Consider the following 23272-nt stretch of genomic DNA (forward strand, 5'->3'; position numbering starts at 1 on the left):
CGGTGCAGCGAAACCGCAGCAAAACCCACGGACCCGCGCGGTTGCAGGCCAACAGACACCGGTCCTCGGTAGTGGTTCCCAGGCAGACCTCCTGGGCACTTCGATCGAAGACCGGCCGCCTGAAACACCGCGTAGCAGACCGCCGGGTCCTCGACGAAGGAGCACCACAACAACATGACAGAGCAGAACGCTCTCGGCACCGAGTCTCGGACCGCCATCATCGACAACGGTGCGTTCGGCACCCGCGAGGTGACCTTCTCCACCGGCCGCCTCGCCAAGCAGGCCGCCGGATCGGTGATCGTCCAGCTCGGCGAGACCGTGGTCCTCTCCGCGACCACCGCGAGCAAGGCGCCGAAGGAGCACTTCGACTTCTTCCCGCTCACCGTGGACGTCGAGGAGCGGATGTACGCCGCGGGTCGCATCCCCGGTTCGTTCTTCCGCCGCGAGGGCCGTCCGAGCGAGGACGCGATCCTCACCTGCCGCCTGATCGACCGGCCGCTGCGCCCGTCGTTCACCAAGGGCCTGCGCAACGAGGTCCAGGTCGTCGAGACCGTCCTCGCGCTCGACCCGGCCCACCCGTACGACGTCGTCGCCATGAACGGCGCCTCGATGTCGACCAAGCTCTCCGGCCTGCCGTTCAGCGGCCCGGTCGGTTCGACGCGGGTCGCGCACGTCGAGGGCCAGTGGGTCGCCTTCCCCACCCTGGAGGAGCTCGAGCGGGCCACCTTCGACATGGTCGTGGCCGGCCGGGTCCTCCCGGACGGCGATGTCGCGATCATGATGGTCGAGGCCGAGGCCACCCCGCACGCGATCAAGCTGATCTCGGCCGGCGCCGTCGCGCCGACCGAGGAGGTAGTGGCCAGCGGCCTGGAGGCCGCCAAGCCGGCCATCCGTGAGCTGTGCCGCGCGCAGAGCGAGCTGGCCGAGGTCGCCGCCAAGCCGGTCGCCGAGTTCCCGGTCTTCCTCGACTACCAGGACGACGTCCTCGGCGCCGTCACGGAGGCCGTCCGTGAGGAGACCGCCGAGGCGCTGAAGATCGCCGCCAAGCAGGAGCGCGAGGAAGCCCTCGACCTGATCAAGGCGAAGGCGCACGAGCTGCTCGACGAGCGGTTCGAGGGTCGCGAGAAGGAGATCAGCGCCGCCTTCCGGTCGCTGACCAAGTCCGAGGTGCGTGCCCGCGTGCTGCGCGAGCAGATCCGCATCGACGGCCGTGGTCCGCGCGACATCCGGCCGCTGACCGCTCAGGTCGGCGTCCTGCCGCGGGTGCACGGCTCGGCCCTCTTCGAGCGGGGCGAGACCCAGATCCTGGGCGTCAGCACGCTGAACATGCTGCGCATGGAGCAGGCGCTGGACACCCTCGCGCCGGAGAAGTCCAAGCGCTACATGCACAACTACAACTTCCCGCCCTTCTCGACCGGTGAGACCGGCCGGGTGGGCTCGCCGAAGCGCCGCGAGATCGGTCACGGCGCGCTGGCCGAGCGGGCCCTGGTGCCCGTGCTGCCGTCGCGCGAGGAGTTCCCGTACGCGATCCGCCAGGTCTCCGAGGCGCTCGGCTCGAACGGCTCGACCAGCATGGGCTCGGTCTGCGCCTCGACCCTGTCGCTGCTGCAGGCCGGCGTGCCGCTGAAGGCGCCGGTCGCCGGCATCGCGATGGGCCTGATCTCGGACGAGGTCGACGGCAAGACCCAGTACGTGGCGCTGACCGACATCCTCGGCGCCGAGGACGCGTTCGGCGACATGGACTTCAAGGTCGCCGGCACCAGCGAGTTCGTCACCGCCCTGCAGCTGGACACCAAGCTCGACGGCATCCCGTCGGACGTGCTGGCGTCCGCCCTGCAGCAGGCGCACGAGGCCCGCGCCACGATCCTCGGGGTCATGCAGCAGGCGATCAACGCGCCGGCCGAGATGTCCGAGTACGCCCCGCGCGTCACCTCGGTGAAGATCCCGGTCGACAAGATCGGCATGGTGATCGGCCCCAAGGGTCAGACGATCAACGCGATCCAGGACGAGACCGGCGCCGACATCTCGATCGAGGACGACGGCACGATCTACGTGGGCGCGACCAACGGCCCGTCGGCCGAGGCCGCGGTCGAGCGGATCAACGCGATCGCCAACCCGACCCTGCCGAAGATCGGCGACAAGTTCCTCGGCACGGTGGTGAAGACGGCCGCGTTCGGCGCGTTCGTCTCGCTGCTGCCCGGCCGCGATGGCCTGCTGCACATCTCCAAGGTCGGCGACGGCAAGCGGGTGGAGAAGGTCGAGGACTTCCTCAACGTCGGCGACAAGGTCGAGGTCTCGATCGCGGACATCGACGCCCGCGGCAAGATCTACCTCGACAAGGTCCGCCCGGAGGGCGAGGAGGCCCCGGCTCCGGCCGAGGGCCAGGCCCGCGAGTCCCGCCCGCCGCGCGAGGACCGCGGTCCTCGCGGCGACCGGGACGGCGGCGGCGAGCCGCGTCGGCGGCGCCAGCGCACCGGCGGCGAGCGCGGCGACCGCGCACCGCGCGCCGAGTAACCACCGGTGACAACCAGTTCGCGCGGGTCGGCCGGAAGGCCGGCCCGCGCGGTCACCAAGGCCCTCGAGGGAACCGCCCGCCGGACCGTGCTGCCCAGCGGACTGCGGATCATCACCGAGTCGATCCCCAGCACGCGCAGCGCGTCGCTCGGCGTCTGGGTGGGCATCGGCTCCCGGGACGAGACGCCGGCCATGTCCGGCGCCTCGCACTTCCTCGAGCACCTGCTCTTCAAGGGCACGCACAAGCGCACGGCGCTGGAGATCTCGGCTCAGATCGAGGCGGTCGGCGGCGAGACCAACGCCTTCACCACGAAGGAATACACCTGCTACTACGCGCGGGTGCTCGACGAGGACCTGCCGCTGGCGGTCGACGTGCTCTGCGACGCGGTGGCCGACTCGCTGCTCGACCCGGCCGACGTCGAGATCGAGCGGGGCGTGATCCTCGAAGAGATCGCCATGCACGAGGACGAGCCCAGCGACGAGGTGCACGACATCTTCACCGAGACCATCTTCGGTGACCACCCGCTGGGCCGGCTGATCTCGGGGACCGAGGAGTCGATCACCCCGATGACCCGGAACCAGATCAACAGCTTCTACCGGCACCGGTACACCGCGCCGCAGATCGTGGTGGCCGCGGCCGGCAACCTCGAGCACGCGACGGTGGTGCGCCTGGTGCGCCGGGCGCTGGCCGGCACCGCGCTGGACGCGTCCCCGGCCGACCCGGCCGGCCCGCGGGTCCGGAAGCGGGTCCGGCATCAGAAGGCGCACACGGTGGTCCGCAACCGGGACACCGAGCAGGCGCACGTGGTGCTGGGCGGGGTCGGCATCGGCCGCCTCGACGAGCGCCGGTTCGCCCTGGGCGTGCTCAACAACGTGCTCGGCGGCGGCATGTCCAGCCGCCTCTTCCAGGAGATCCGGGAGAAGCGCGGACTGGCCTACTCGGTCTACTCGTACGCGAGCCAGTACGCCGACGCCGGCCTGCTGGGCGTCTACGCCGGCTGCGCCCCCGGCAAGGTCGAGGAGGTCCTGGACATCGTCCGGGGCGAGCTCGAGCAGGTGGCGGCCAAGGGGCTCACCGCCGAGGAGATCGCCCGCGGCAAGGGCATGGTCAAGGGCTCGTACGTGCTGGGCCTCGAGGACTCCGGCTCGCGGATGAGCCGGCTGGCCAAGTCGGAGCTGCTCTACGGCGACCTGATGAGCGTGGACGAGCTGCTCACCCGGGTCGACGCGGTGACCCGCGAGGACATCGACGCGGTCGCGGCCGAGCTGCTGACCCAACCCATGTCGTTAGCCGTGGTGGGGCCGTTTGATGAGGCGGAGTTCGGCCGCCGTTAACCTTGGACCTCGTGACGACCCTGGAGACACCGCCCGAGACCCCCGTCGAACCTGATGTGCGCCAGCGCAGGATCGTCGGGATGGCCGTCTGGGCGGTGGCCTTCGCCGGTTTCGTGGTGATTGTCGGGGTGCCCACCAGCGACCCGCTCACCGCGTTCGCCTGGCTCTGGCTGGCCACTATCGCCTGGCGCAACTACCGGCCGTGGCGGGAGCACCTGCTGTTCCTGCGCGACTGGCTGCCGGTCGTGCTGCTGCTGGTCTTCTACAACCTGTCCCGGGGCTCGGCCGACCGGTTCTTCGCCCCGCACGTCCACTTCATGATCGACGCAGACGAGTGGATGTTCGGCCGGCTCACCGGCGGCCGCATCCCGACCGTCTGGCTCCAGCAACACCTCTACCAGCCCGGCCACGTGCAGTGGTGGGAGGTCGTGGTCACGCTGATCTACGTGTCGCACTTCCTCACCGTGCCGACCGTGGCGGTGGTGCTCTGGCTGCGCAACCGTCGGCTGTCCTACCGCTTCATGCGCCGCTGGGTCACGCTGAGCCTGGCCGGGCTGGTCACGTACTTCCTGTACCCGGCCGCGCCGCCGTGGTGGGCCGCGGCGAACGGCGCGCTCGCCGAGCCGGTCGCCCGCATCTCGTCCAACGGCTTCGCCGCGATCGGCCTGCACAGCGCCGGGAACACGCTGAACGCGCTGCAGGCCGACCAGTCCAATCCGGTGGCCGCGATGCCGTCGCTGCACACGGCGTACGCCATGATGGCGGTCGCCTTTTTCCTGCCCATGGTGGGTAAGCGCTGGTGGCCGCTGCTGCTGGCATACCCGCTGGCCATGACGTTCACCCTGGTCTACACCGGCGAGCACTACGTGGCCGACGTGCTGGTCGGCTGGCTGTACGTGGCGCTGACCTTCGTCGCGGTCGGGCTGGGGGAGCGCCGGTGGGCCCGGCGGCGTGCGTTAAGTTCACCGGGTGACTGACTCGATTCGCGTTGGTGTGCTCGGAGCCCGCGGCCGGATGGGCCTCGAGGTGTGCAAGGCGGTGGACGCCGCCGACGACCTCGAGCTGGTCGCCATGATCGATCAGGGCGACGAGCTGTTCAGCGGCGCCACGGCCCAGGTGCTGGTCGACTTCACCAGCCCCGACGTGGTGCTCGACAACGTGCGCTGGGCGATCGAGCAGGGCATCAGCATCGTGGTCGGCACCACCGGCTTCACCGAGGAGCGCCTCGACCGGGTGCGCGGCTGGCTCGCCGAGAAGCCCGGGGCGAACGTGTTGGTCGCGCCGAACTTCGGCATCGGCGCCCTGCTCATGATGCGCTTCGCCGCGACCGCGGCCCGTTACTTCGAGTCCGTCGAGATCATCGAGCAGCACCATCCCCGCAAGTTCGACGCACCGAGCGGCACCTCGACGCACACCGCCCGCCTGATCGCCGATGCTCGCGCCGCCGCCGGCAGCCCGCCGATGCCCGACGCGACCAAGGAGGAGCTCGACGGGGCTCGTGGCGCCCTCGTCGACGGCGTCCGCATCCACTCGGTGCGCGCCGCCGGGCTGGTCGCCCACCAGGAGGTCCTGTTCGGCAGCGCCGGCGAGACCCTCACGATCCGCCACGATTCCCTGGACCGCGTGTCGTTCATGCCCGGTGTGCTGCTCGCCGTCCGTAATGTCCTTGAACTTCCGGGTCTCACGGTCGGTATCGACTCGCTCCTCGCCTGATTTCTCGCGGCTTTCCAAAACCCCTTTGCCGGTACGCGTCGGCACCGTCCCCAACCGCAGGCGAGCTTGCTGCAACGCAAGCCCGTGCCGCCACCGCCGGGCTGAGCTGCCGCTCCCGCCGCCCCCGGCTCAGCCGAGTCGCCGGCTCTCGGGCGGCTCGGTCGGGCCGGCGGCATCTCAGCCGAGTCGCAGGCGCTCGGGCAGCTGGGTCGGGCCGGCGGCATCTCAGCCGAGTCGCAGGCGCTCGGGCAGCTGGGTCGGGCCGGCGGCATCTCAGTCGAGTCGCAGGCCCTTGGGGAGGCCGGTCAGGGTTTCGCCGTCGAACGACACCGCTTGGCCGGCGATCCGGAGGCCGTCGACCACGGGCGCGCCCGGGAGCGGGCCGAGGCGAACCACACCGTTCGGGACGTCCGGGTCCAGGCCCAGCCAGGCCTGGATCATCAGGATCGCCGCGGCCGCGGACCACGCCTGCGGGTGGCACGCGGCGGGGTAGGGGACCGGGCGGGACAGGTCGGTGCGGGCGTCGCCGCCGTACAGCTCGGGCAGCCGGAAGTCGAACGCCTCGGCCGCGGTGAGCAGCCCGTCGAACAGGGCCAGGGCGTCGGCCGCGAAGCCGCCCCGGGCCAGGCCGGCGGCGACGATCGCGGTGTCGTGCGGCCAGATCGAGCCGCAGTGGTAGGACAGCGGCGCGAAACCGCGGTCCGCCGACGACATCGTGCGCAGGCCGTACCCGCCGGACATCGCCGGGGCGGCCAGCGCGGCCGCCACCCTCGCCTCCTCCGCCGCGGTCAGCAGGCCGGTGCCGAGCAGGTGCCCGGCGTTGCTGGTGAGCGAGTCGACCGGCCGCTTGTCCCGGTCGAGCGCCAGCGCGGGGTAGCGGCCCTCGGACACCCAGAACGCGCCCCGGAACCGGGTCGCCATCGCCGCGGCCCAGGACCGCCACCGGGCACCGCCGGGCCGGCCGAACGCCTCCAGCAGGGCGGCCGCGTCCAGGGCGGCACGGTACGCGTAGCCCTGCACCTCGGCCAGCGCGATCGGCGCCGCCGCCGTCCGGCCGTCGTGGAAGCGCACCGCGTCGCCCGAGTCCTTCCATCCCTGGTTGGCGAGGCCGCGCCCGGTCTCGTCCCGGTATTCGAGGAAGCCGTCGCCGTCCGGGTCGGCGTGCTCGGCCAGCCAGCCCAGTGCCGCCTCCAGGGGCGACAGCAACTCCGCGACGGACGAGGACGCCAAGCCCCAGCGCCACGCGTCGTGCAGCAGGCTGATCCAGAGCAGGGTGGCGTCGATCGTGCCGTAGTAGGCGGCCGGCAGCCGGTGGGCCGGCGAGACGTCGGACCGGCGCAGCTCGTGCATGATCTTGCCGGGTGCCTCGCCGGTCTCCGGGTCGACCCTCGTGCCCTGACGGCGGGCCAGCGCGCGCAGCGTGCCCAGGGCGAGCTCGGTGCCGAGCGGCAGCATCATCCGGGCCGTCCACAGGCTGTCCCGGCCGAAGAGCGTGAGATACCACGGCACACCGGCGCCGAGGAAGGTGTCGCCGTCGTCGATCGCGGTGGTCAGGCGCAGCGCCGCGAGATCGTCGACCGACCGGGCGACCAGCCTCGCGAGCCGCCGGTCGTGGGCGCGGACGGCCGGGGCGGCGAAGGCGCCGCGCGGGCCGGGCAGCATCACCGCGCCGGGGTCATCGACGGTCGCCGACCAGCGCAGGACGGTCGACTCGCCGGGCGCGAGCGTCACCGCCCAGGTGCGAATCGGCTCGACCCGGACGGTGATGGCGCCCGGCGCCGATGGGCCGGGGCGGCCGGCGCGGACCGCCTCGATCGGCGCGAGGTCGCTCGCCGTCTCGACGGTGACCGTGGTGGTGACCGGCCCGGTCGCGGTGGAGGCGACCTCGATCTCCTCGTCGATCGAGCCGGGCCGGACCCGGCGGGTGCGGACCACCCGTACGGTAGGGTCGGCGATCTGATCGCCCAGCCAGCGGGCCACCGAGACGAAGCGGGCGGCACCCGGCCCGGCCGCGGCCCAGCCGATCGGCTCCGGCTCGCGGTCGTCGAGGCGCAGCACGGCCGCGGAGAGCACCCGGCGGTCGGCGTGGAAGACGCCCTGCACACCGGCCGGGCGGATCTGCCCGTCCGCGCCGCAGAGCGCCGTGGTCGGCGCGGCGATCAACGGGACGAGGTCGTGCAGGAGGGGCTGAAGGTGTCGCACGCGACCTCCTTCGTCCCGTCCGTCCTAGCGGTGCACCGGCCGGGACGGTATCAACGGCTCGGCCCGACCGCCCGGACCGGCATCTGGCCCGACGTCGACGGCTTCGCCGCCGCGGTGCTCAGCAGCTCCGAGACGGTGACCAGCCGGAATCCGCGGCGGCGCAGCCCGTCGAACATGGCGGCCAGGCCGCGGATCGTGACCAGTCGCTGGTCGCCGCCGGCGTCGTGGGCCAGGATGATCGATCCGGGCCGCGCCGACTCGACGATGTAGCGCGCCTGCCCGGCCGGATCGTTGCGGTACGTGTTCTCGTGCATCTCCATCGACCACAGCACGATGTCGTATCCGCGCTGGTCGGCGGCGAGCAGGGTGGATCCGCCCAGGTGCCCGTACGGCGGCCGGAACAGGGTGGCGGTCCGGCCGGTGTACTGCCGGATCGCGCTCTGGGTGCGGTCGAGGTCGTCGCCGATCTGGGCGAGGTCCTTGGTGGCCAGGTCGTCGTGCTGCCACGAGTGGCTGCCCACGTCGTGCCGGGCCAGCCGGCCGCGGACCAGCTCGGCATGCTCGGACAGGTTGCGCCCGACCATGAAGAACGTGGCCGGGACCTGGGCCTTGTCCAGCTCGTCGAGCACCATCGGGGTCCAGTGCGGCGCCGGGCCGTCGTCGAAGGTGAACGCCACCACCGGCTCGGCGGTCTGCGCGTAGTAGTGGACCGACACGGCCGGGTTGGCGACGGCTTCGAGGTGGTCGGCCGCGGCGGCGTAACCGCCGGAGACCGGCAGCCGGTCCAGGCCCAGCCAGCCGCGGACCAGCGGTGCGCCGGCCACGCCGGTGGCCACCCCGGCCGCGCCGAGGAGGGCGCCGCCGAGGACCGCGCGGCGGCTCACCCCGGCCACGGTCGTCCCTCGTCTCCTGGGCACCAGCGTGCTGCCAGCCTCATCGCCTTCTCCCCCGTGCCGGTCGTACACGCTTGCAGCATCGTCGATCATGTCAAGCTGCACATCGGTCGCGGGACGGAATTCCGCCCACCGGCTTCGATCGATCGGTCGATATCGGCGGCGGTTGAGGGGTTCGGCCATGCAGGACAGCCCGGCAGCCGCGCGCGGAGGGTGGGTTGCAGCTAGCTCGCGCGCCGCATCGGGGACTTGGCCTACGCGTACGTCAGGAAGGTTTTCCGAAGAGTGCGTCGCGCTGAGCTTGCGGTAGCGAACATGCTGCCGTTCCGCCCGGGAGAAGGTGGCGGTGGTCGGCGATCCAGCGGTACGCCGGCCAGGCCGCGAGGCGGACCGGGCCGCGCTGGAGGAGGCCGCCGGCGACCTGCCAGCACCGGCCGGCGTCGTTGAGCAGGAGGGCGATCGCGTCGGGGCCGGAGCCGCGCTGATCGGAGGACACCCACTGGACCGATTCCTCGCACTGCTGCTGGCTGAGCCCCAGCCGGTCGAGGTCGGCGAACTGCCACGGGACGACGCGGGCGCGCGTGGGGATGCGGCGCTCGATGAACTCGGCGCAGGTGGTGCAGAAGGAGCAGTCGCCGTCGTAGACGAAGGTCGGGGTCGCCGTGGTCATTCTGCGGCCAGGTCGACGTGCAGCCGCAGCTGCGGTACGAGCATGTCGTCGACGTCGAGCGCGCGGCCGGCGCCGTCGGGGGACCAGCCCGCCGAGGTCAGGAACTTCTGGGTGGCGACGTCCTGCTCGTAGGCCCAGGCCACGGCGTGCGTGAAACCGTCCTCGCGCCACAGGTCGACGGTCGCCGAGAGCAGCCGGCTGCCGTGGCCGCGGCGACCCCAGCGCGGCTCGACCAGCAGGTCGGTGACGGCGGCGACCTCGGCCGGCAGCGGCGGCTCCTCGGGGGCCTGCGCCTGCTCGTCGGCGGGGCCGGCCGCGGCGAAGCCGACCACCTCGGTGGCCGACTCGCCCTGCTCGACGGCGATCAGCACCCGGTGCCGCGGCGATGGTGGCTGCTCGATCGCCTCGAGCCAGGTGCGGGCCAGGAAGGCCTCGTCGAGGTTGGCCAGCACGTGCGCCGGGAACATCCGCCGGTACGCCGTGCGCCAGGTGGAGAGCTGGATGCGGGCGATCTCCGCGGCGTCCTCGGGACGGGCGGGACGGACGAAGCCGAGTGCCATGCGCCGAGCCTACCGAGCGGGTGGCTCGGCGAAATTGTCGTACCCCTGCTCTAGCGTGCAGATCGATGGCACCCGAATCGCTCTCCGTCAGCCAGGCCCGGCGCGTCGCGCTCGCGGCCCAGGGCTTCACCGACCCCCGGCCGGGCGGCGCCACCGATCTGCGCCACCTGCGCCGCGTGCTGCGCCGGCTGCATCTGATCCAGATGGATTCGGTGAACGTGTTGCAGCGCGCCCATTTCATGCCGCTCTACAGCCGACTGGGTCCCTATCCGGTGCAGCTGCTGGAGCGTGCCGCCTACCGCAAGCCCCGCGAGCTGTTCGAGTTCTGGGGGCACGAGGCGTCGCTGATCACCACCGATCTGCAGCCGCTTTTCCGCTGGCGGATGGCCCGGGCCGCCGACTTCGCCTGGGGCAACATGAAACGGGTCGTGGCCGAGCAGCCCGAGCTGGTCGCCTGGGTGCTCGACGAGGTGCGCGCCCGGGGCCCGATCACGGCCGCCGAGATCGAGCACGACGCGCCCCGCCGCAAGGATCACTGGGGGTGGAACTGGTCGGTGGTGAAACAGGCGCTGGAGTGGCTGTTCTACACCGGCCAGGTGACCGCGGCCGAGCGGACGACGTCCTTCGCCCGCCGCTACGACCTGCCGTCACGCGTGTTGCCCGCGACGGTGCTGGATGCGCCGACCCCGGCATATCCGGACGCGATCCGGGCGCTGGTCGAGATGTCGGCCCGGGCGCTGGGGGTGGCCGCCGAGCCGGAGATCCGCGACTACTTCCGCCTGCCCGTCGACGGCTTCAAACAGGCGGTGTCGGAGCTCGTCGAGGACAGGGTGCTCGTACCGGTCGCAGTGCAGGGGTGGAAACAACCGGCCTATCTGCATCAGGACGCCAAGATCCCGCGCTGGGTTCGTGCGGCCACGCTGGTGAGCCCCTTCGATCCGCTGATCTGGGAGCGCGGGCGGACGGAGCGGTTGTTCGATTTGTCCTATCGGATCGAGATATATGTGCCTGCGCCGCAGCGCCTTTACGGCTACTACGTCCTGCCCTTCCTGCTAGGCGATCGGTTCGCCGCCCGGGTCGATCTGAAGGCCGACCGCAAGGCCGGCGTGCTGGAGATCCCGGCGGCGTGGCTGGAGCCGACCGCGGATCAGGATGAGACGGCTTTCGCCCTGGCGGCCGAGCTGCGGCGGCTGGCCGGCTGGCTGGGGCTGGAGTCGATCGCCGCCCCGGTCAAGGGTGACTTCGCGGGCCCGCTGGCAGCTGCCCTCGCGGGTGTACCGTGACGCTCATGACCCTGGCAGACGAGCCCGTGCAGGGTCCCGCCCTGCCCCCGGAGTGGGTGGCGCCCCGCCCCGACGTGGTCACCCGCCTGGCCCAGCGCGCCTGGAGCAGGTCGCCGGTCTGGGCCGCCCCGATGGCGATGCTCGTCTGCATGTCCGGCGCGATCGGCTACACGCTGGCCACCCACCCGGCCGCGGCGGGCGCCGGCGACGCACCGACCTGCCTGCTGAAATACACCACCGGCTTCGTCTGCCCGGGGTGCGGCGGCACCCGCGCGGCATGGTATTTGCTGCACGGCAACGTCCCGGCCGCGGCCCGGCACCACGCGATCTTCACGTTCGCGGCGCCGTTCCTGGTGTACATGTACATCGCCTGGGCCGGGAAGCGGCTTTTCAACTGGAAGCTGCCGCAGCTCACCATCGGTCCGCGCACGATGATCGCATTCGTGGCGGTCTGGGGTGTCTGGAGCGTGCTGCGTAACCTGCCCTGGGCCCCGTTCACCGCTTTCTACGTCTGAGCGGGCCGTCCGATAGGTTGTTCGGTATGACGCACGACCCGCGACCCTTCGGACGGCTGCTGACCGCCATGGTCACCCCGTTCGCCCCGGACGGCTCCCTCGACGTCGAGGGCGCGGCGAAACTGGCCACCTACCTCGTCGATGAGCAGCGCAACGACGCACTCGTGGTCAGCGGCACCACCGGCGAGTCCCCGACCACCACCGACGCGGAAAAGGAGACGCTGCTTCGCGCGGTCGTGGAGGCGGTCGGCGACCGGGCCCGGGTGGTGGCCGGGGTCGGCACCAACAACACGGCACACACCGTCGAGCTGGCGCATGCCGCGCAGAAGGCGGGCGCGCACGGCCTGCTCGTGGTGACGCCGTATTACAACAAGCCCCCGCAGGCCGGCGTGGCCCAGCATTTCCTGACCGTGGCCGGGGCGGCCGATCTCCCGATCATGGTCTATGACATCCCGCACCGGGCCGGCACGGCGATCGCCACCGAGACCATGTGCCGGATCGCCGAGCACGAGCGGATCGTCGCGGTCAAGGACGCCAAGGGCGATTTCACCGCCTCCTCGTGGGTCACCAGCCGCACCGATCTCGCGTATTACTCCGGCGACGACGCGGCCACCCTGCCGCTGCTGTCGATCGGCGGGGTCGGGCTGGTCGGCACCTCCACCCATTTCACCGGGCCGCTCGCCAAGGACATGATCGAGGCGTACGAGCGGGGCGACGTCGCCACCGCCCTGGCCCTGCACCGGCAGGCGTTGCCGCTGTTCACCGGCATCTTCCGGGCGCCCGGCACCATGCTGGTGAAGGCCGGCCTGCGCGCCCGTGGCCTGCCCGCGGGCCCGGTGCGGTCCCCGCTGGTCGACGCCGGCGACGAAGAACTGAACCAGTTGCGCGAGGACGCGGCGAAAGCCGGCATCGTCCTCTGAAAGAGAAAAGACGCGAATGAGTCAAGCCCACATGGAGCTGGATCCGCCACCGCCGCTGCCCGAGGGCGCCCTGCGCGTCACTCCGCTCGGCGGGCTCGGAGCCATCGGCCGCAACATGACCGTGCTCGAGTTCGACGGCAAGCTGCTGATCATCGACTGCGGGGTGCTCTTCCCCGACGTCGAGCAGCCCGGCGTCGACCTGATCCTGCCCGACTTCACCCCGATCCTCAGCCGGCTCGAGGACATCCAGGCCATCGTGCTCACCCACGGCCACGAGGACCACATCGGCGCCGTGCCCTATCTGCTGGCACACAAGGCGGACATCCCGCTGGTCGGCTCCGAGTTCACGCTGGCGCTGGTCGAGGCCAAGCTCGCCGAGCGGCGCCTCGACCCGTACACGCTGACCGTGCGCGAGGGACAGACCGAGCGGCTCGGCCCGTTCGAGTGCGAGTTCTTCGCGGTCAACCACTCCATCCCGGACGCGCTGGCGGTCGCCGTGCGCACCCCGGCCGGCCTGGTGCTGCACACCGGCGACTTCAAGATGGACCAGGTGCCGCTGGACGGCCGGATCACCGACCTGGCCGGGTTCGCCCGGCTCGGCGCCGAGGGCGTCGACCTGCTGCTCTCCGACTCGACCAACGCCGAGGTGCCCGGTTTCGTGGCGCCGGAGCGGGACATCGGCCCGGTGCTCAGCTCGATCTTCGGCAAGGCCCGCGGCCGGATCATCGTGGCCAGCTTCGCCTCCCACGTGCACCGGGTCCAGCAGGTGATGGACGCGGCCTGGGAGTACGACCGCAAGGTCGCGCTGATCGGCCGCTCGATGGTGCGCAACATGGGCATCGCCCGCGACCTCGGCCTGCTGCACATCCCGGACGGCCTGCTGGTCAGCCTGGACGAGGCGACCAACCTGCCCGGCGAAGAGATCGTCTTCATGTCGACCGGGTCGCAGGGCGAGCCGATGAGCGCGCTCGGGCGGATGTCCACCGGCGACCACCGGCACATCACCATCGCCCCCGGCGACACGGTGGTGCTGGCCAGCTCGCTGGTGCCGGGCAACGAGACCTCGGTCTACCGGGTGATCAACCAGTTGTCCCGGGCCGGCGCCACGGTCATCCACAAGGAGACGGCGAAGGTGCACGTCTCCGGCCACGCCCCGGCCGGCGAGCTGCTGTTCCTGCTCAACGTGGTACGCCCGAGCAACCTCATGCCGGTGCACGGCGAGTGGCGGCACCTGCGGGCGCACGCTCAGCTCGGCGTCGAGTCGGGGGTCGCCCCCGACCGGGTGGTGCTCTGCGAGGACGGCGACGTGGTCGACCTGGTCGAGGGGCACGCCCGGCACGTCGGCCGGGTGGAGAACCGATACGTCTATGTGGACGGTCTCGCGGTCGGCGACGTCAGCGAGTCGCTGCTCACCGAGCGGCGCATCCTCGGCGACGGCGGCTTCATCTCGGCGACCGTGGTGATCGACTCGGTGACCGGCAAGGTGGTCGGCGAACCGAGCGTGTCGGCGAAGGGCTTCTCCGAGGACCCGGAGGCGTTCAACCCGGTGATCCCGCTGCTCACCGCCGCGCTGCACCGGTCGGCCGAGGACGGCATCACCGACACCCACCAGCTGCAGCAGGTCGTGCGGCGCACGGTGGGCCGCTGGGTGAACGACGCGTATCGACGACGCCCGATGATCGTGCCGACGGTCGTCGAGGTCTGAACCTTCCGTCTGCGAGGTCCGTACCTCTGGTCACGGTGCCGCCCCCACGGCACCCGTGGCGAGGGGAGTTCCTCAGATGCAGCGCAGACGGATCGCCGTGGCGGCGGCGGTCGTGGCGGCGGCCGGGGCAGCGGTGGCGTTCACCCTGCCCTCGATGGCCGGCACCACGTCGTCGGCCACCAAACCGGCCTCCACCACCAAGTCCGGCGTGGCACCGCAGATTCTCGCGGCCATGCAGCGGGACCTCGGGCTGGACGGCGATCAGGCGACCGCCCGGCTCAAGCGCGCCAAGTGGGCCAGCGGCGTCTCGGCCACGCTCGCGGCGAAGACCGGTTCGGACTTCGGCGGCGCGTGGCTGGCGACCGACGGCACCACGCTCAAGGTCGCGGTGACGAACGCCGACGCGGCTGCCGCCGTACGCGCGGCCGGCGCGGTGCCGGTCCTCGTCAAGCGCAGCGAGCAGACGCTCGACGCGGCCAAGGCCAAGCTGGACGCGGTGCGCGCCGACGCGGCCGGGCTGTCCGGCTGGTACGTCGACGTGCCGACCAACAAGCTGGTCGTGGTGGCCAAGCCCGGACGGACCGCGGCGGCCAGGAGCCTGGCCGCGGAGGCCGGCGTGAAGCGGGACGCGGTCACCGTGGTGACCAGCTCGGCCACCCCGAAACCGCTGGCCGGCGTCGACCTGCACGGCGCGGACCCGTACTTCATCACGGTGGCCGAGGGCACCGCGCGCTGCTCGATCGGCTTCGCGGTGCAGGGCGGCTTCGTGACCGCCGGGCACTGCGGCGCCCCGGGTGACCCGACGTTCGACCAGAAGCAGCAGCCGATGGGCTCGGTCAAGGCGTCGATCTTCCCCGGCGACAACGACGAGGGCTTCGTCCAGGTGACCAACGGCGACGCGCTGCAGCCGTTCGTCAACGACTTCAAGGGCAACCTGCTGCCGGTGGCCGGCAGCACCGAGGCCCCGGTGGGCGCGGCGGTCTGCCGTTCCGGCTCCACCAGCGGCACGCACTGCGGCACGATCCTGGCGAAGAACCAGACGGTGGTCTACCCGGAGGGCGCGGTCACCGGCCTGACCCGGACCAACGCCTGCGCCGAGGGCGGCGACTCCGGCGGCCCGTGGCTCGCCGGCGACCAGGCGCAGGGTGTCACCTCCGGCGGCTCGGGCGACTGCACGACCGGCGGCGAGACGTTCTTCCAGCCGGTCAACGAGATCCTGGCGATCAACAACCTGACGCTGCTCACCACCGGTGGCGGTGACGCCGGTACGCCGCCGTCGCAGGCGGCCACCGCCCCGCCGACCGACTCGGCGAACGCCTGCGCGGACCTTCCGGTGCAGGCGCAAGGCTCGCTCTCCCGGGCCGGGCAGGCCCAGTCCATCCCCGGCAACGGCGCCTTCCGGGCCAACGCCGGCCGGCAGGTCGCCTGCCTCGACGCCCCCGACGGCGCCGACTTCGACCTGTTCCTGCAGCGGCTCACCGGCACCGGGTTCCGCACCGTGGCCAAGGCCACCGGGGACGGGGACAAGACGCTGAGCGCGAACCTGCGCTCGGGCATCTACCGCTACGTCGTCGTCGCCGACTCCGGCAGCGGCGCGTACACCCTGGGGTTTGCCACCCCGTAACCGCGGAACGGCGGGCCGCCGCCCCACCTGCCGAGGGTGGCGTCCCGCCTTACCGTGGAGGCTGTGTTCTTCGAAGCCGTAGCGTCCGTCGCCGTGGGCCTGCACTTCGCGTTCCTGGCCCTGGGACTGCTCGGCGGCTTCGCCGCGTGGCGGTGGCCGTGGCTGATCTGGTTCCAGGTCGCCGCGGCCGGGTGGCTGGTGCTGGTGGTGGCCGCGAACCTGCCCTGCCCGCTCACCTGGGCCGAGGACCGGGCCCGGGCGCACGCCGGCCTGCCACCGCACGTGGGCGGCTTCCTCGACAATCACGTCGCCGGGGTCTTCTACCCGCACGGGCACGAGCGGGCCGCTCAGGTGGTGGCGATGCTGCTGGTGCTCAGTTCGTGGGCCGGTTTTGTTTCAGCTCGGCGACGGCGTCGGACAGCTGACAGCCCGTCGCAATCCCACAGACGATCACCTGGTCGAGCTGGTCGACGGTGACGCCCTTCTCCCAGTCGGCGATCACCTCCCCGATCACGTTGACCGTGCCGTCGTCCTGGATATGCACGTACGCCTTGGGCCAGAGCCGATCGTGGTTCCACGCGTTGCAGAAGTCGTACAGCCGGCGTACGTCCTCCATCCCGAAGACGTGCTGCACCATGGCGCGCACCTGGAGCATCTCGCCCCGCTCGCCGATCTGGAAGAAGTAGACGAGGTTGCCCTGGAAGTTGCCGAGCACGTCGCCGTCCTCGTCGACCATGTAGTTGTAGCCGCGGGCGTCGAGCACCGACTTGATCAGTTCGTGGGTTAGAGCCTGCACTTGATCGACAGTAGTCTCCGGTGCGCCTTCACGTTCGGGCGGCGCATCGACGCTACCGTGTAGCCCATGGCGGGCCGCACTCCTCCGGCGAGCCGGGGCCGCGCCACGTCGACGCGTGGCGCCGCGACCCCTCGTGCCCGAAAGGCGGCCCCTCGGAAAGCGGCTCCCCGCAAGGCCGCCCCGCGGCGGCGCACCACCGCCACCCGTGCCCGTCCATCGGTGGGCGCCGTTGTCGCCGGTGGTGTGGGCCGGGGCATCGGTGCGCTCTGGATGGGCGTCGCGCACGGTGTCGGCTGGGCGGCCCGCGGCGTCGGCAAGCAGGCCGCGACCGCCAAGGAGATCGACCCCGAGCACCGCCGCGACGGCGCCGGCCTGCTCCTGCTGGGCCTGGCCATCCTGATCGGCGTCGCGGTCTGGGCGGGCAGCGCCGGCCCGCTCGGCAAGTGGCTGGCCGACGCGCTGCGGCTGTTCCTCGGCGGGCTCGCCGTGCTGCTTCCGCTGCTGCTGCTGTACGGCGCGGTCCGGCTGATGCGCCGCCCGGCCGACCCCGAGCACCGCGGTCGCACCCTGGTCGGCTGGACCGCGATCGTCCTGTCCACCGCGGCGCTGCTGCACATCGCCCAGAAGCCCGCCGACGACCTGGCCGTGGACAAGGCCGGCGGCCTGCTCGGCTACGGCGTGGGCGGCGTGCTGGAGAGCGCGGTGACCGCCTGGGTGGCCGTGCCGCTGCTGGTGCTGCTGTTCGTCTTCGGCCTACTGGTGATCACCGCGACGCCGATCAACAAGATCCCCGAGCGGTTCATGCTGCTGGTCGACGTGGTGCTCGGGCGGGGGACCGAGCGGGCGCCGCTGCCCGAGCCGGATATCGACCTCGACCTCGAGGAGGGGGACGAGCCGGTCAAGCCCCGGCGTCCGGCCCGCCGCCGGCAGGGCTCTCTGGCCGACATCGGGCTGGCGCCCGATGAACCCGAAATTTCGGACGATGATGATGTAGCGCACGATGTCGTCCCGATTCCGAAACTTCCGAAAAGCCGAAAAAAGCCGCCGCCGGACCACTCGCCGCTGCCGACCCGCGCCGAGCAGCTGGAGATCACCGCGCTCGACGGCGACTATCATCTGCCGCCGCCGTCACTGCTGGCCACGGGCACCCCGCCGAAGGCTCGCAGTCGCGCCAACGACGAGGTGATGGCCGCCCTGGCCGGCGTCTTCGACCAGTTCAACGTCGACGCCGTGGTCACCGGCTTCACCCGCGGCCCGACCGTCACCCGGTACGAGGTCGAGGTCGGCCCGGGCGTCAAGGTCGAGCGGATCACCCAGCTCTCCCGCAACATCGCGTACGCGGTGAAGTCCGCCGACGTGCGCATCCTCAGCCCGATCCCGGGCAAGAGCGCGGTCGGCGTGGAGATCCCGAACACCGATCCGGAGAACGTCTCCCTCGGCGACGTGCTGCGCTCCCGGGCCGCGACCAGCGACCACCACCCGATGGTGGTCGCCCTCGGCAAGGACATCGAGGGCGGCTACGTGGTGGCCAACCTGGCCAAGATGCCGCACATCCTGATCGCGGGCGCCACCGGCGCGGGCAAGAGCTCCTGCCTCAACTCGCTGCTGGTGTCGCTGCTCACCCGGGCCACCCCGGACGAGGTGCGGCTGCTGCTGGTCGACCCCAAGCGGGTGGAGATGACCGCGTACGAGGGGATCCCGCACCTCGTCACGCCGATCGTCACCAACCCGAAGAAGGCCGCCGACGCGCTGGAGTGGGTCGTCGGCGAGATGGACATGCGCTACGACGACCTCGCGGCCAACGGCGTACGCCACATCGACGACTTCAACCGCAAGGTGCGCAACGGCGAGATCACCGCGCCGCCGGGCAGCGAGCGTGAGCTGAAGCCCTACCCGTACCTGCTGGTGATCGTCGACGAGCTGGCCGACCTCATGATGGTCGCCCCCCGCGACGTCGAGGACTCCGTGGTCCGGATCACCCAGCTGGCCCGGGCCGCCGGCATCCACCTGGTGCTGGCCACCCAGCGGCCCTCGGTCGACGTGGTCACCGGCCTGATCAAGGCCAACGTCCCGTCCCGGCTCGCCTTCGCCACGTCCTCGCTGGCGGACAGCCGGGTCATCCTCGACCAGCCGGGCGCCGAGAAGCTGCTCGGTCGCGGCGACGGCCTCTTCCTGCCGATGGGCGCCTCCAAACCGACCCGCATCCAGGGCGCGTGGGTCGACGAGTCGGAGATCGCGGCGGTCGTCAAGTTCTGCCGGGACCAGCGCGAGCCGGAGTTCCGCGAGGGTGTCACCGACGCGCCGCCGAGCAAGAAGAAGCAGATCGACGAGGAGATCGGCGACGACCTCGACCTGCTGTTGCAGGCGATCGAGCTGGTCGTGACCAGTCAGTTCGGCTCGACCTCGATGCTGCAGCGCAAGCTGCGGGTCGGCTTCGCGAAGGCCGGCCGCCTGATGGACCTGATGGAGCAGCGCGACATCGTCGGGCCGTCCGAGGGCAGCAAGGCGCGCGACGTGCTGGTCAAGCCCGACGGGCTGGAGGAGGCGTTGGCCGCTCTGCGGCTGGACGACTGACCCCGGCCCCGAGCTCGGCCGGTGTGTCCGGGACCTCGGAGCTCTCCCGATCCGCGGCGCTTTCCACGGCAAAAGCATCCTTGAGTACGTGGTGAAGCAGGGTCACCAGGGCGGCGAGCATGAGCGTCGCCGGGACGACCAGCGGCAGCATCTGCGGCGTGCGGCCGCCGAACAGGTAGGGCCCGAGGCTGATCAGGGACGCCGCCTGCACCAGCACCGGTACCGGCCAGAGCCGCGGCTTGTAGATCGCCAGCAGAACCGTGGTGACGTCGGCCAGGAAGAAGTAGCGCTCGTGCATGCCGGGCAGCAGGAACGGCATCGCGATCGCGAACAGCGCGGCGTAGGTCACCAGCCGTTCCCGGGTGATCTCGACATTTCGCACGATCAGCACGTAGATGATGGCGAGGATCACCGCGGCCGTGAAGACGTAGCCGAGCACCCGGACCGTCTCGACGCGGCGGCCGGCGTCGAAGAACGCGTACAGGCTGGGGGCGCGCAAGGTCAGCGCCGAGATCTGGTGGGTCTGCCGGTCCGGGGCGTAGACGGTGAGCAGATCCATCGGGGACCGGCCGGCCAGCAGCGCGGGAATGTCCAGCACCGCGAGGACGGCGGGCACCGCCAGGAACGTACGCCAGCGAAGTCGCCCACCCAGGGCGAGCAGGAGCAGCAGCGGAAAAATGAAGATCGCCTGCGGCTTGATCGCCAGTGACACCGCACACAGCGACATCGCCACCCAGGGCCGGTCGCGCATCAGGAAGTAGAGGCCGCCCAGCGCGAAGCTCGCCCACATGGCGTCCATCTGCCCCCACCAGGAGGCGTTGATCACCACGGTGGGCAGCAGCAGCATCCCCAGCGCGGCCGCCGCCGGGGCCCGGCGGTCCCGGAAGCGCAACGCCACGATCTTGTAGGTGAAGAAGGCGAGCAGCACGTCGAACATCACGAAGATCGCCTTGAGCTTGACGATCAGCGACCCGGGCAGGTAGATCACGGCCGCCAGCAGGTAGAGGAACGGCACGTTGTAGTTGCCGATCTCCCGGCCGATCCCGCGCCAGCCGCCCGCGGCCCGCATGTCCTGGGCCCACCAGGAGAAGATCGTCATGTCGTTCGTCTTGATGAACCAGCCCGCCCTGCGAGCGAGGACGGCCAGCCCCGCCAGGGCGGCGAGGAGCAGCCACTCCGAGTACGGCGGCGGTTTTCTGACGTCCGGCATGATGTCGAGTATTACGGGCGAGGGCTCGTCACCGATCAAATGGTGGCGTTCCGAACCGTGCGGAGGAACGACCACGCGTGGTCGCCCGGTAACCTTTTCCGAGTGTCGGTAACTCCTTCCCCTTCTGCTAACCGCCGGGTCGCCCTGCTCACCCTCGGCTGCGCCCGTAACGAGGTCGACTCGGAAGAGCTCGCCGCCCGGCTCGACGCCGGCGGCTGGGAGGTCAGCACCGATGCCGCCGGGGCCGATGTGGTGCTGGTCAACACCTGTGGCTTCGTGGAAAAGGCGAAACAGGACTCGATCGAGACGCTGCTCGCCGCCGCGGACACCGGGGCCAAGGTGGTGGCGGCCGGCTGCATGGCCGAGCGGTACGGCAAGGAGCTGGCCGAGAGCCTCCCCGAGGCGCAGGCCGTGCTCGGCTTCGACGACTACGCCGACATCGCCGCCCGGCTCGACGGGGTGCTGGCCGGCGAGCGGTTCGACGCGCACACCCCGCGCGACCGGCGCGAGCTGCTGCCGATCACGCCGGTGCAGCGCCAGAGCGCCCAGGTGGTGATCCCCGGGCACGCGACCGTGGACGAGCACACCCCGGCCCACCTGCGCACGGTCCTGCGCCGCCGGCTCGACTCCGGCCCGGTCGCCTCGCTCAAGCTGGCCAGCGGCTGCGACCGGCGCTGCTCGTTCTGCGCGATCCCGGCGTTCCGCGGCGCGTTCGTCTCCCGCGACCCGCAGGAGCTGCTGGCCGAGGCCGAGTGGCTGGCCGCGTCGGGCGTGCGTGAGCTGGTGCTGGTCAGTGAGAACAGCACCTCGTACGGCAAGGACCTGGGCGACCCCCGCCTGCTGGAGAAGCTGCTGCCGCAGCTGGCCGCGGTGGACGGCATCGTCCGGGTGCGGGCGAGCTATCTGCAGCCCGCCGAGACCCGCCCCGGGCTGGTCGAGGTGATTGCCACCACACCCGGCGTCGCCGCCTACTACGACCTCAGCTTCCAGCACTCCAGCGAGCCGGTGCTGCGCCGGATGCGCCGGTTCGGCTCGACCGGGCGCTTCCTGGAGCTGCTCGACTCGGCCCGCGCGCTGGCACCGGCGGCCGGCGCCCGGAGCAACTTCATCGTCGGCTTCCCCGGCGAGACCCGGGCCGACGTGGACGAGCTGGTCCGGTTCCTCACCGATGCCCGGCTCGACGCGATCGGCGTCTTCGACTACAGCGACGAGGACGGCACCGAGGCGGCCGGCCTGTCCGGCAAGGTGCGCGAGGACACGATCAAGCGCCGCTACGACCGCCTGGTGTCGCTGGCCGACGAGCTGTGCGCCCAGCGGGCCGAGGAGCGGCTGGGCTCGCTGGTCGAGGTGCTGGTCGACTCGGTCGCCGGCGGCGAGGTCGAGGGCCGCGCCGAGCACCAGGCCCCCGAGGTCGACGGCTCCACCACGCTCGTGGCGGGCGACGCGGGCGTGGATCTTGAGAAGTTGATGCCCGGCGACCTCGTCCGGGCCCGGGTGACCGCCACGGAGGGCGTCGACCTGATCGCCGTCCCGGTCGAGATGATCGACGCGGTACCGGCACGTGGCTGACGAGCCGGTCCCCGCGACGGCTGCCAAGGTCGTTTCGCCGTACAACCCGGCGAACGTCCTCACCGTGCTGCGGATCGTGCTGGTCCCGGTGTTCGTGGTGATCGTGATTGCCTCGGGACTGGCGGGAAGAGGCGCGCAGATCGCCGCCTGCCTCGTGTTCTGCCTGGCCTCGGCGACCGACTTCGTGGACGGCTGGATCGCCCGGAAATGGTCGCTGGTCACCTCGTTCGGCAAGGTCGCCGACCCGATCGCGGACAAGGCGCTGACCGGCACCGCGCTGATCTTGCTGTCCGCGTACGACCAGCTGCCGTGGTGGGTGACGATCGTCATCCTGGCCCGCGAGTGGGGCGTGACGGCGTTGCGCTTCTGGGTCATCCGGTACGGGATCATCCCGGCCAGCCGCGGCGGCAAGCTCAAGACCGTGCTGCAGATCGCCGCGATCGCCTGGTATCTGTGGCCGGTCCCGGAGCCGTTCGATGCCATCGGCCCGTGGCTGATGGGCGCCGCCCTGGTGGCCACGGTGGTCACCGGCGGCGACTACGTGGTACAGGCGTTGCGCCTGCGCCGCAGTCATTAGTGCCGGTCCCGGACCTCGCCTCCCTCCCGCGTGACCGGCCGGACGGGCACTAGGATCGTGCTTGTGGATCTCACCGAGACGCGCCACGCGGCCGCCGACGCGATCCATCGCCTGGTGGAGCGGGGGGAGACGCTGGCAACGGCCGAGTCGCTGACCGGCGGGCTGGTGGCGGCCACGATCGTCGAGATCCCCGGGGTGAGCGCGGTGTACCGCGGCGGTCTGGTCGTCTACGCCACCGATCTGAAGGCGAAGCTGGCCGAGGTCCCCGAGGCGTTGCTGGCCGAGCGCGGGCCGGTCGATCCGGACGTCGCGGTCGCCCTCGCGGCCGGCGCGCGGGCGCGCTGCGGCGCCGACTGGGGCCTGGCGACCACCGGGGTGGCCGGGCCGGAGCCGCAGGACGGCAAGCCGGTCGGGCTGGTCTACATCGCGGTCAGCGGCCCGGGCCACGCGGCCGTTCGCGAGCTGAAACTCGACGGAAACCGGGACGCCGTCCGCACCGAAAGTGTGACGCGCGTACTACAGCTGCTGTCGGAAACCCTGCAGGAGGCGTCGAAACCCGCCTGAGCTGGGGAATGCTTCAGTGATCTCCGTTGTTGTGCCGAGGCACCCCGC

General features: G+C 71.5%; 20 protein-coding genes. 14 read left to right on the forward strand and 6 right to left on the reverse strand.

What is annotated here, in order from left to right; all coding sequences use genetic code 11:
• Positions 1-174: 174 nt before the first annotated feature.
• The 4 genes from ODJ79_RS08595 to dapB all read left to right on the forward strand — a co-directional run bounded on the left by ODJ79_RS08595 (position 175) and on the right by dapB (position 5562).
• Positions 175-2514 (forward strand): polyribonucleotide nucleotidyltransferase, encoded by a 2340-nt coding sequence (locus ODJ79_RS08595; RefSeq protein ID WP_263022784.1) that lies wholly within the window; start codon positions 175-177, stop codon positions 2512-2514.
• A 6-nt stretch (positions 2515-2520) separates the two neighbouring features.
• On the forward strand, positions 2521-3849 hold the full coding sequence (locus ODJ79_RS08600; protein WP_263022785.1) for a M16 family metallopeptidase: 1329 nt from the start codon (positions 2521-2523) through the stop codon (positions 3847-3849).
• An 80-nt stretch (positions 3850-3929) separates the two neighbouring features.
• Positions 3930-4826 carry a phosphatase PAP2 family protein gene (locus ODJ79_RS08605; RefSeq protein ID WP_263022827.1) on the forward strand — a complete coding sequence of 299 codons (897 nt, stop codon included), beginning with the start codon at positions 3930-3932 and terminating at the stop codon, positions 4824-4826.
• Entirely contained in the window at positions 4819-5562 is a 744-nt protein-coding gene (gene dapB / locus ODJ79_RS08610; RefSeq protein ID WP_263022786.1) for a 4-hydroxy-tetrahydrodipicolinate reductase, read from the forward strand. The genes ODJ79_RS08605 and dapB overlap by 8 nt, the downstream gene beginning before the upstream one ends.
• A gap of 273 nt (positions 5563-5835) precedes the next feature.
• Here dapB and ODJ79_RS08615 read toward each other — a convergent pair whose 3' ends face one another.
• The 4 genes from ODJ79_RS08615 to ODJ79_RS08630 all read right to left on the reverse strand — a co-directional run bounded on the left by ODJ79_RS08615 (position 5836) and on the right by ODJ79_RS08630 (position 9887).
• Entirely contained in the window at positions 5836-7764 is a 1929-nt protein-coding gene (locus ODJ79_RS08615) for a glycogen debranching N-terminal domain-containing protein (RefSeq protein WP_263022787.1), read from the reverse strand.
• 50 nt (positions 7765-7814) lie between these two features.
• Complete coding sequence (locus ODJ79_RS08620) at positions 7815-8648, reverse strand: polysaccharide deacetylase family protein (RefSeq protein WP_263022788.1); 834 nt, start codon at positions 8646-8648, stop codon at positions 7815-7817.
• Positions 8649-8922: 274 nt separating this feature from the next.
• Entirely contained in the window at positions 8923-9327 is a 405-nt protein-coding gene (locus tag ODJ79_RS08625) for a thiol-disulfide oxidoreductase DCC family protein (protein WP_263022789.1), read from the reverse strand.
• The gene (locus tag ODJ79_RS08630; protein WP_263022790.1) at positions 9324-9887 is read right to left on the reverse strand and encodes a GNAT family N-acetyltransferase; all 564 of its coding nucleotides are present in this window, start codon (positions 9885-9887) and stop codon (positions 9324-9326) included. The genes ODJ79_RS08625 and ODJ79_RS08630 overlap by 4 nt, the downstream gene beginning before the upstream one ends.
• Before the next feature lie 65 nt (positions 9888-9952).
• On the opposite strand from ODJ79_RS08630, the gene ODJ79_RS08635 reads away from it, so the two are divergent.
• The 6 genes from ODJ79_RS08635 to ODJ79_RS08660 all read left to right on the forward strand — a co-directional run bounded on the left by ODJ79_RS08635 (position 9953) and on the right by ODJ79_RS08660 (position 16411).
• The gene (locus ODJ79_RS08635; protein ID WP_263022791.1) at positions 9953-11170 is read left to right on the forward strand and encodes a winged helix-turn-helix domain-containing protein; all 1218 of its coding nucleotides are present in this window, start codon (positions 9953-9955) and stop codon (positions 11168-11170) included.
• 5 nt (positions 11171-11175) lie between these two features.
• Positions 11176-11685 (forward strand): DUF2752 domain-containing protein, encoded by a 510-nt coding sequence (locus ODJ79_RS08640; RefSeq protein WP_263022792.1) that lies wholly within the window; start codon positions 11176-11178, stop codon positions 11683-11685.
• A gap of 26 nt (positions 11686-11711) precedes the next feature.
• Positions 11712-12605 carry a 4-hydroxy-tetrahydrodipicolinate synthase gene (gene dapA / locus ODJ79_RS08645; protein ID WP_263022793.1) on the forward strand — a complete coding sequence of 298 codons (894 nt, stop codon included), beginning with the start codon at positions 11712-11714 and terminating at the stop codon, positions 12603-12605.
• A 16-nt stretch (positions 12606-12621) separates the two neighbouring features.
• Positions 12622-14310: a ribonuclease J gene (locus tag ODJ79_RS08650; RefSeq protein ID WP_263022794.1), complete on the forward strand. Its 1689-nt coding sequence runs from the start codon at positions 12622-12624 to the stop codon at positions 14308-14310.
• A 76-nt stretch (positions 14311-14386) separates the two neighbouring features.
• Positions 14387-15934 carry a S1 family peptidase gene (locus ODJ79_RS08655; RefSeq protein ID WP_263022795.1) on the forward strand — a complete coding sequence of 516 codons (1548 nt, stop codon included), beginning with the start codon at positions 14387-14389 and terminating at the stop codon, positions 15932-15934.
• A gap of 63 nt (positions 15935-15997) precedes the next feature.
• Positions 15998-16411, forward strand: a complete 414-nt coding sequence (locus ODJ79_RS08660; RefSeq protein WP_263022796.1) for a DUF2784 domain-containing protein — start codon at positions 15998-16000, stop codon at positions 16409-16411.
• On the opposite strand, the gene ODJ79_RS08665 is transcribed toward ODJ79_RS08660, so the two are convergent.
• On the reverse strand, positions 16308-16730 hold the full coding sequence (locus ODJ79_RS08665) for a YbjN domain-containing protein (RefSeq protein WP_317620646.1): 423 nt from the start codon (positions 16728-16730) through the stop codon (positions 16308-16310). The two genes, ODJ79_RS08660 and ODJ79_RS08665, sit on opposite strands and share 104 nt — an antisense overlap.
• Before the next feature lie 66 nt (positions 16731-16796).
• Between ODJ79_RS08665 and ODJ79_RS08670 the strand changes: the two genes are divergently transcribed.
• Complete coding sequence (locus ODJ79_RS08670) at positions 16797-19304, forward strand: DNA translocase FtsK (RefSeq protein WP_263022797.1); 2508 nt, start codon at positions 16797-16799, stop codon at positions 19302-19304.
• On the opposite strand, the gene ODJ79_RS08675 is transcribed toward ODJ79_RS08670, so the two are convergent.
• On the reverse strand, positions 19252-20514 hold the full coding sequence (locus ODJ79_RS08675) for a hypothetical protein (RefSeq protein WP_263022798.1): 1263 nt from the start codon (positions 20512-20514) through the stop codon (positions 19252-19254). The genes ODJ79_RS08670 and ODJ79_RS08675 overlap by 53 nt on opposite strands.
• A gap of 102 nt (positions 20515-20616) precedes the next feature.
• Between ODJ79_RS08675 and rimO the strand changes: the two genes are divergently transcribed.
• From rimO to ODJ79_RS08690, 3 genes are all read left to right on the forward strand, one after another.
• Positions 20617-22083 carry a 30S ribosomal protein S12 methylthiotransferase RimO gene (gene rimO / locus ODJ79_RS08680; RefSeq protein WP_263022799.1) on the forward strand — a complete coding sequence of 489 codons (1467 nt, stop codon included), beginning with the start codon at positions 20617-20619 and terminating at the stop codon, positions 22081-22083.
• Complete coding sequence (gene pgsA, locus ODJ79_RS08685; RefSeq protein ID WP_263022800.1) at positions 22076-22660, forward strand: CDP-diacylglycerol--glycerol-3-phosphate 3-phosphatidyltransferase; 585 nt, start codon at positions 22076-22078, stop codon at positions 22658-22660. The genes rimO and pgsA overlap by 8 nt, the downstream gene beginning before the upstream one ends.
• 63 nt (positions 22661-22723) lie before the next feature.
• Positions 22724-23224 carry a CinA family protein gene (locus ODJ79_RS08690; RefSeq protein ID WP_263022801.1) on the forward strand — a complete coding sequence of 167 codons (501 nt, stop codon included), beginning with the start codon at positions 22724-22726 and terminating at the stop codon, positions 23222-23224.
• The last annotated feature ends 48 nt before the right edge of the window (positions 23225-23272 follow it).

It is taken from the genome of Actinoplanes sp. KI2, assembly GCF_025630775.1.
In the GTDB taxonomy this organism is placed as follows: domain Bacteria; phylum Actinomycetota; class Actinomycetes; order Mycobacteriales; family Micromonosporaceae; genus Actinoplanes.

Bases quoted from the DNA above. Each gene is read 5' to 3' on its own strand.
- ODJ79_RS08670 (WP_263022797.1), top strand. From the start codon at position 16,797: ATGGCGGGCCGCACTCCTCCGGCGAGCCGGGGCCGCGCCACGTCGACG.
- ODJ79_RS08640 (WP_263022792.1), top strand. From the start codon at position 11,176: ATGACCCTGGCAGACGAGCCCGTGCAGGGTCCCGCCCTGCCCCCGGAG.
- ODJ79_RS08675 (WP_263022798.1), bottom strand. From the start codon at position 20,514: ATGCCGGACGTCAGAAAACCGCCGCCGTACTCGGAGTGGCTGCTCCTC.
- ODJ79_RS08630 (WP_263022790.1), bottom strand. From the start codon at position 9,887: ATGGCACTCGGCTTCGTCCGTCCCGCCCGTCCCGAGGACGCCGCGGAG.
- ODJ79_RS08650 (WP_263022794.1), top strand. From the start codon at position 12,622: ATGAGTCAAGCCCACATGGAGCTGGATCCGCCACCGCCGCTGCCCGAG.
- dapA (WP_263022793.1), top strand. From the start codon at position 11,712: ATGACGCACGACCCGCGACCCTTCGGACGGCTGCTGACCGCCATGGTC.
- ODJ79_RS08595 (WP_263022784.1), top strand. From the start codon at position 175: ATGACAGAGCAGAACGCTCTCGGCACCGAGTCTCGGACCGCCATCATC.
- ODJ79_RS08635 (WP_263022791.1), top strand. From the start codon at position 9,953: ATGGCACCCGAATCGCTCTCCGTCAGCCAGGCCCGGCGCGTCGCGCTC.
- ODJ79_RS08655 (WP_263022795.1), top strand. From the start codon at position 14,387: ATGCAGCGCAGACGGATCGCCGTGGCGGCGGCGGTCGTGGCGGCGGCC.
- ODJ79_RS08605 (WP_263022827.1), top strand. From the start codon at position 3,930: ATGGCCGTCTGGGCGGTGGCCTTCGCCGGTTTCGTGGTGATTGTCGGG.
- ODJ79_RS08625 (WP_263022789.1), bottom strand. From the start codon at position 9,327: ATGACCACGGCGACCCCGACCTTCGTCTACGACGGCGACTGCTCCTTC.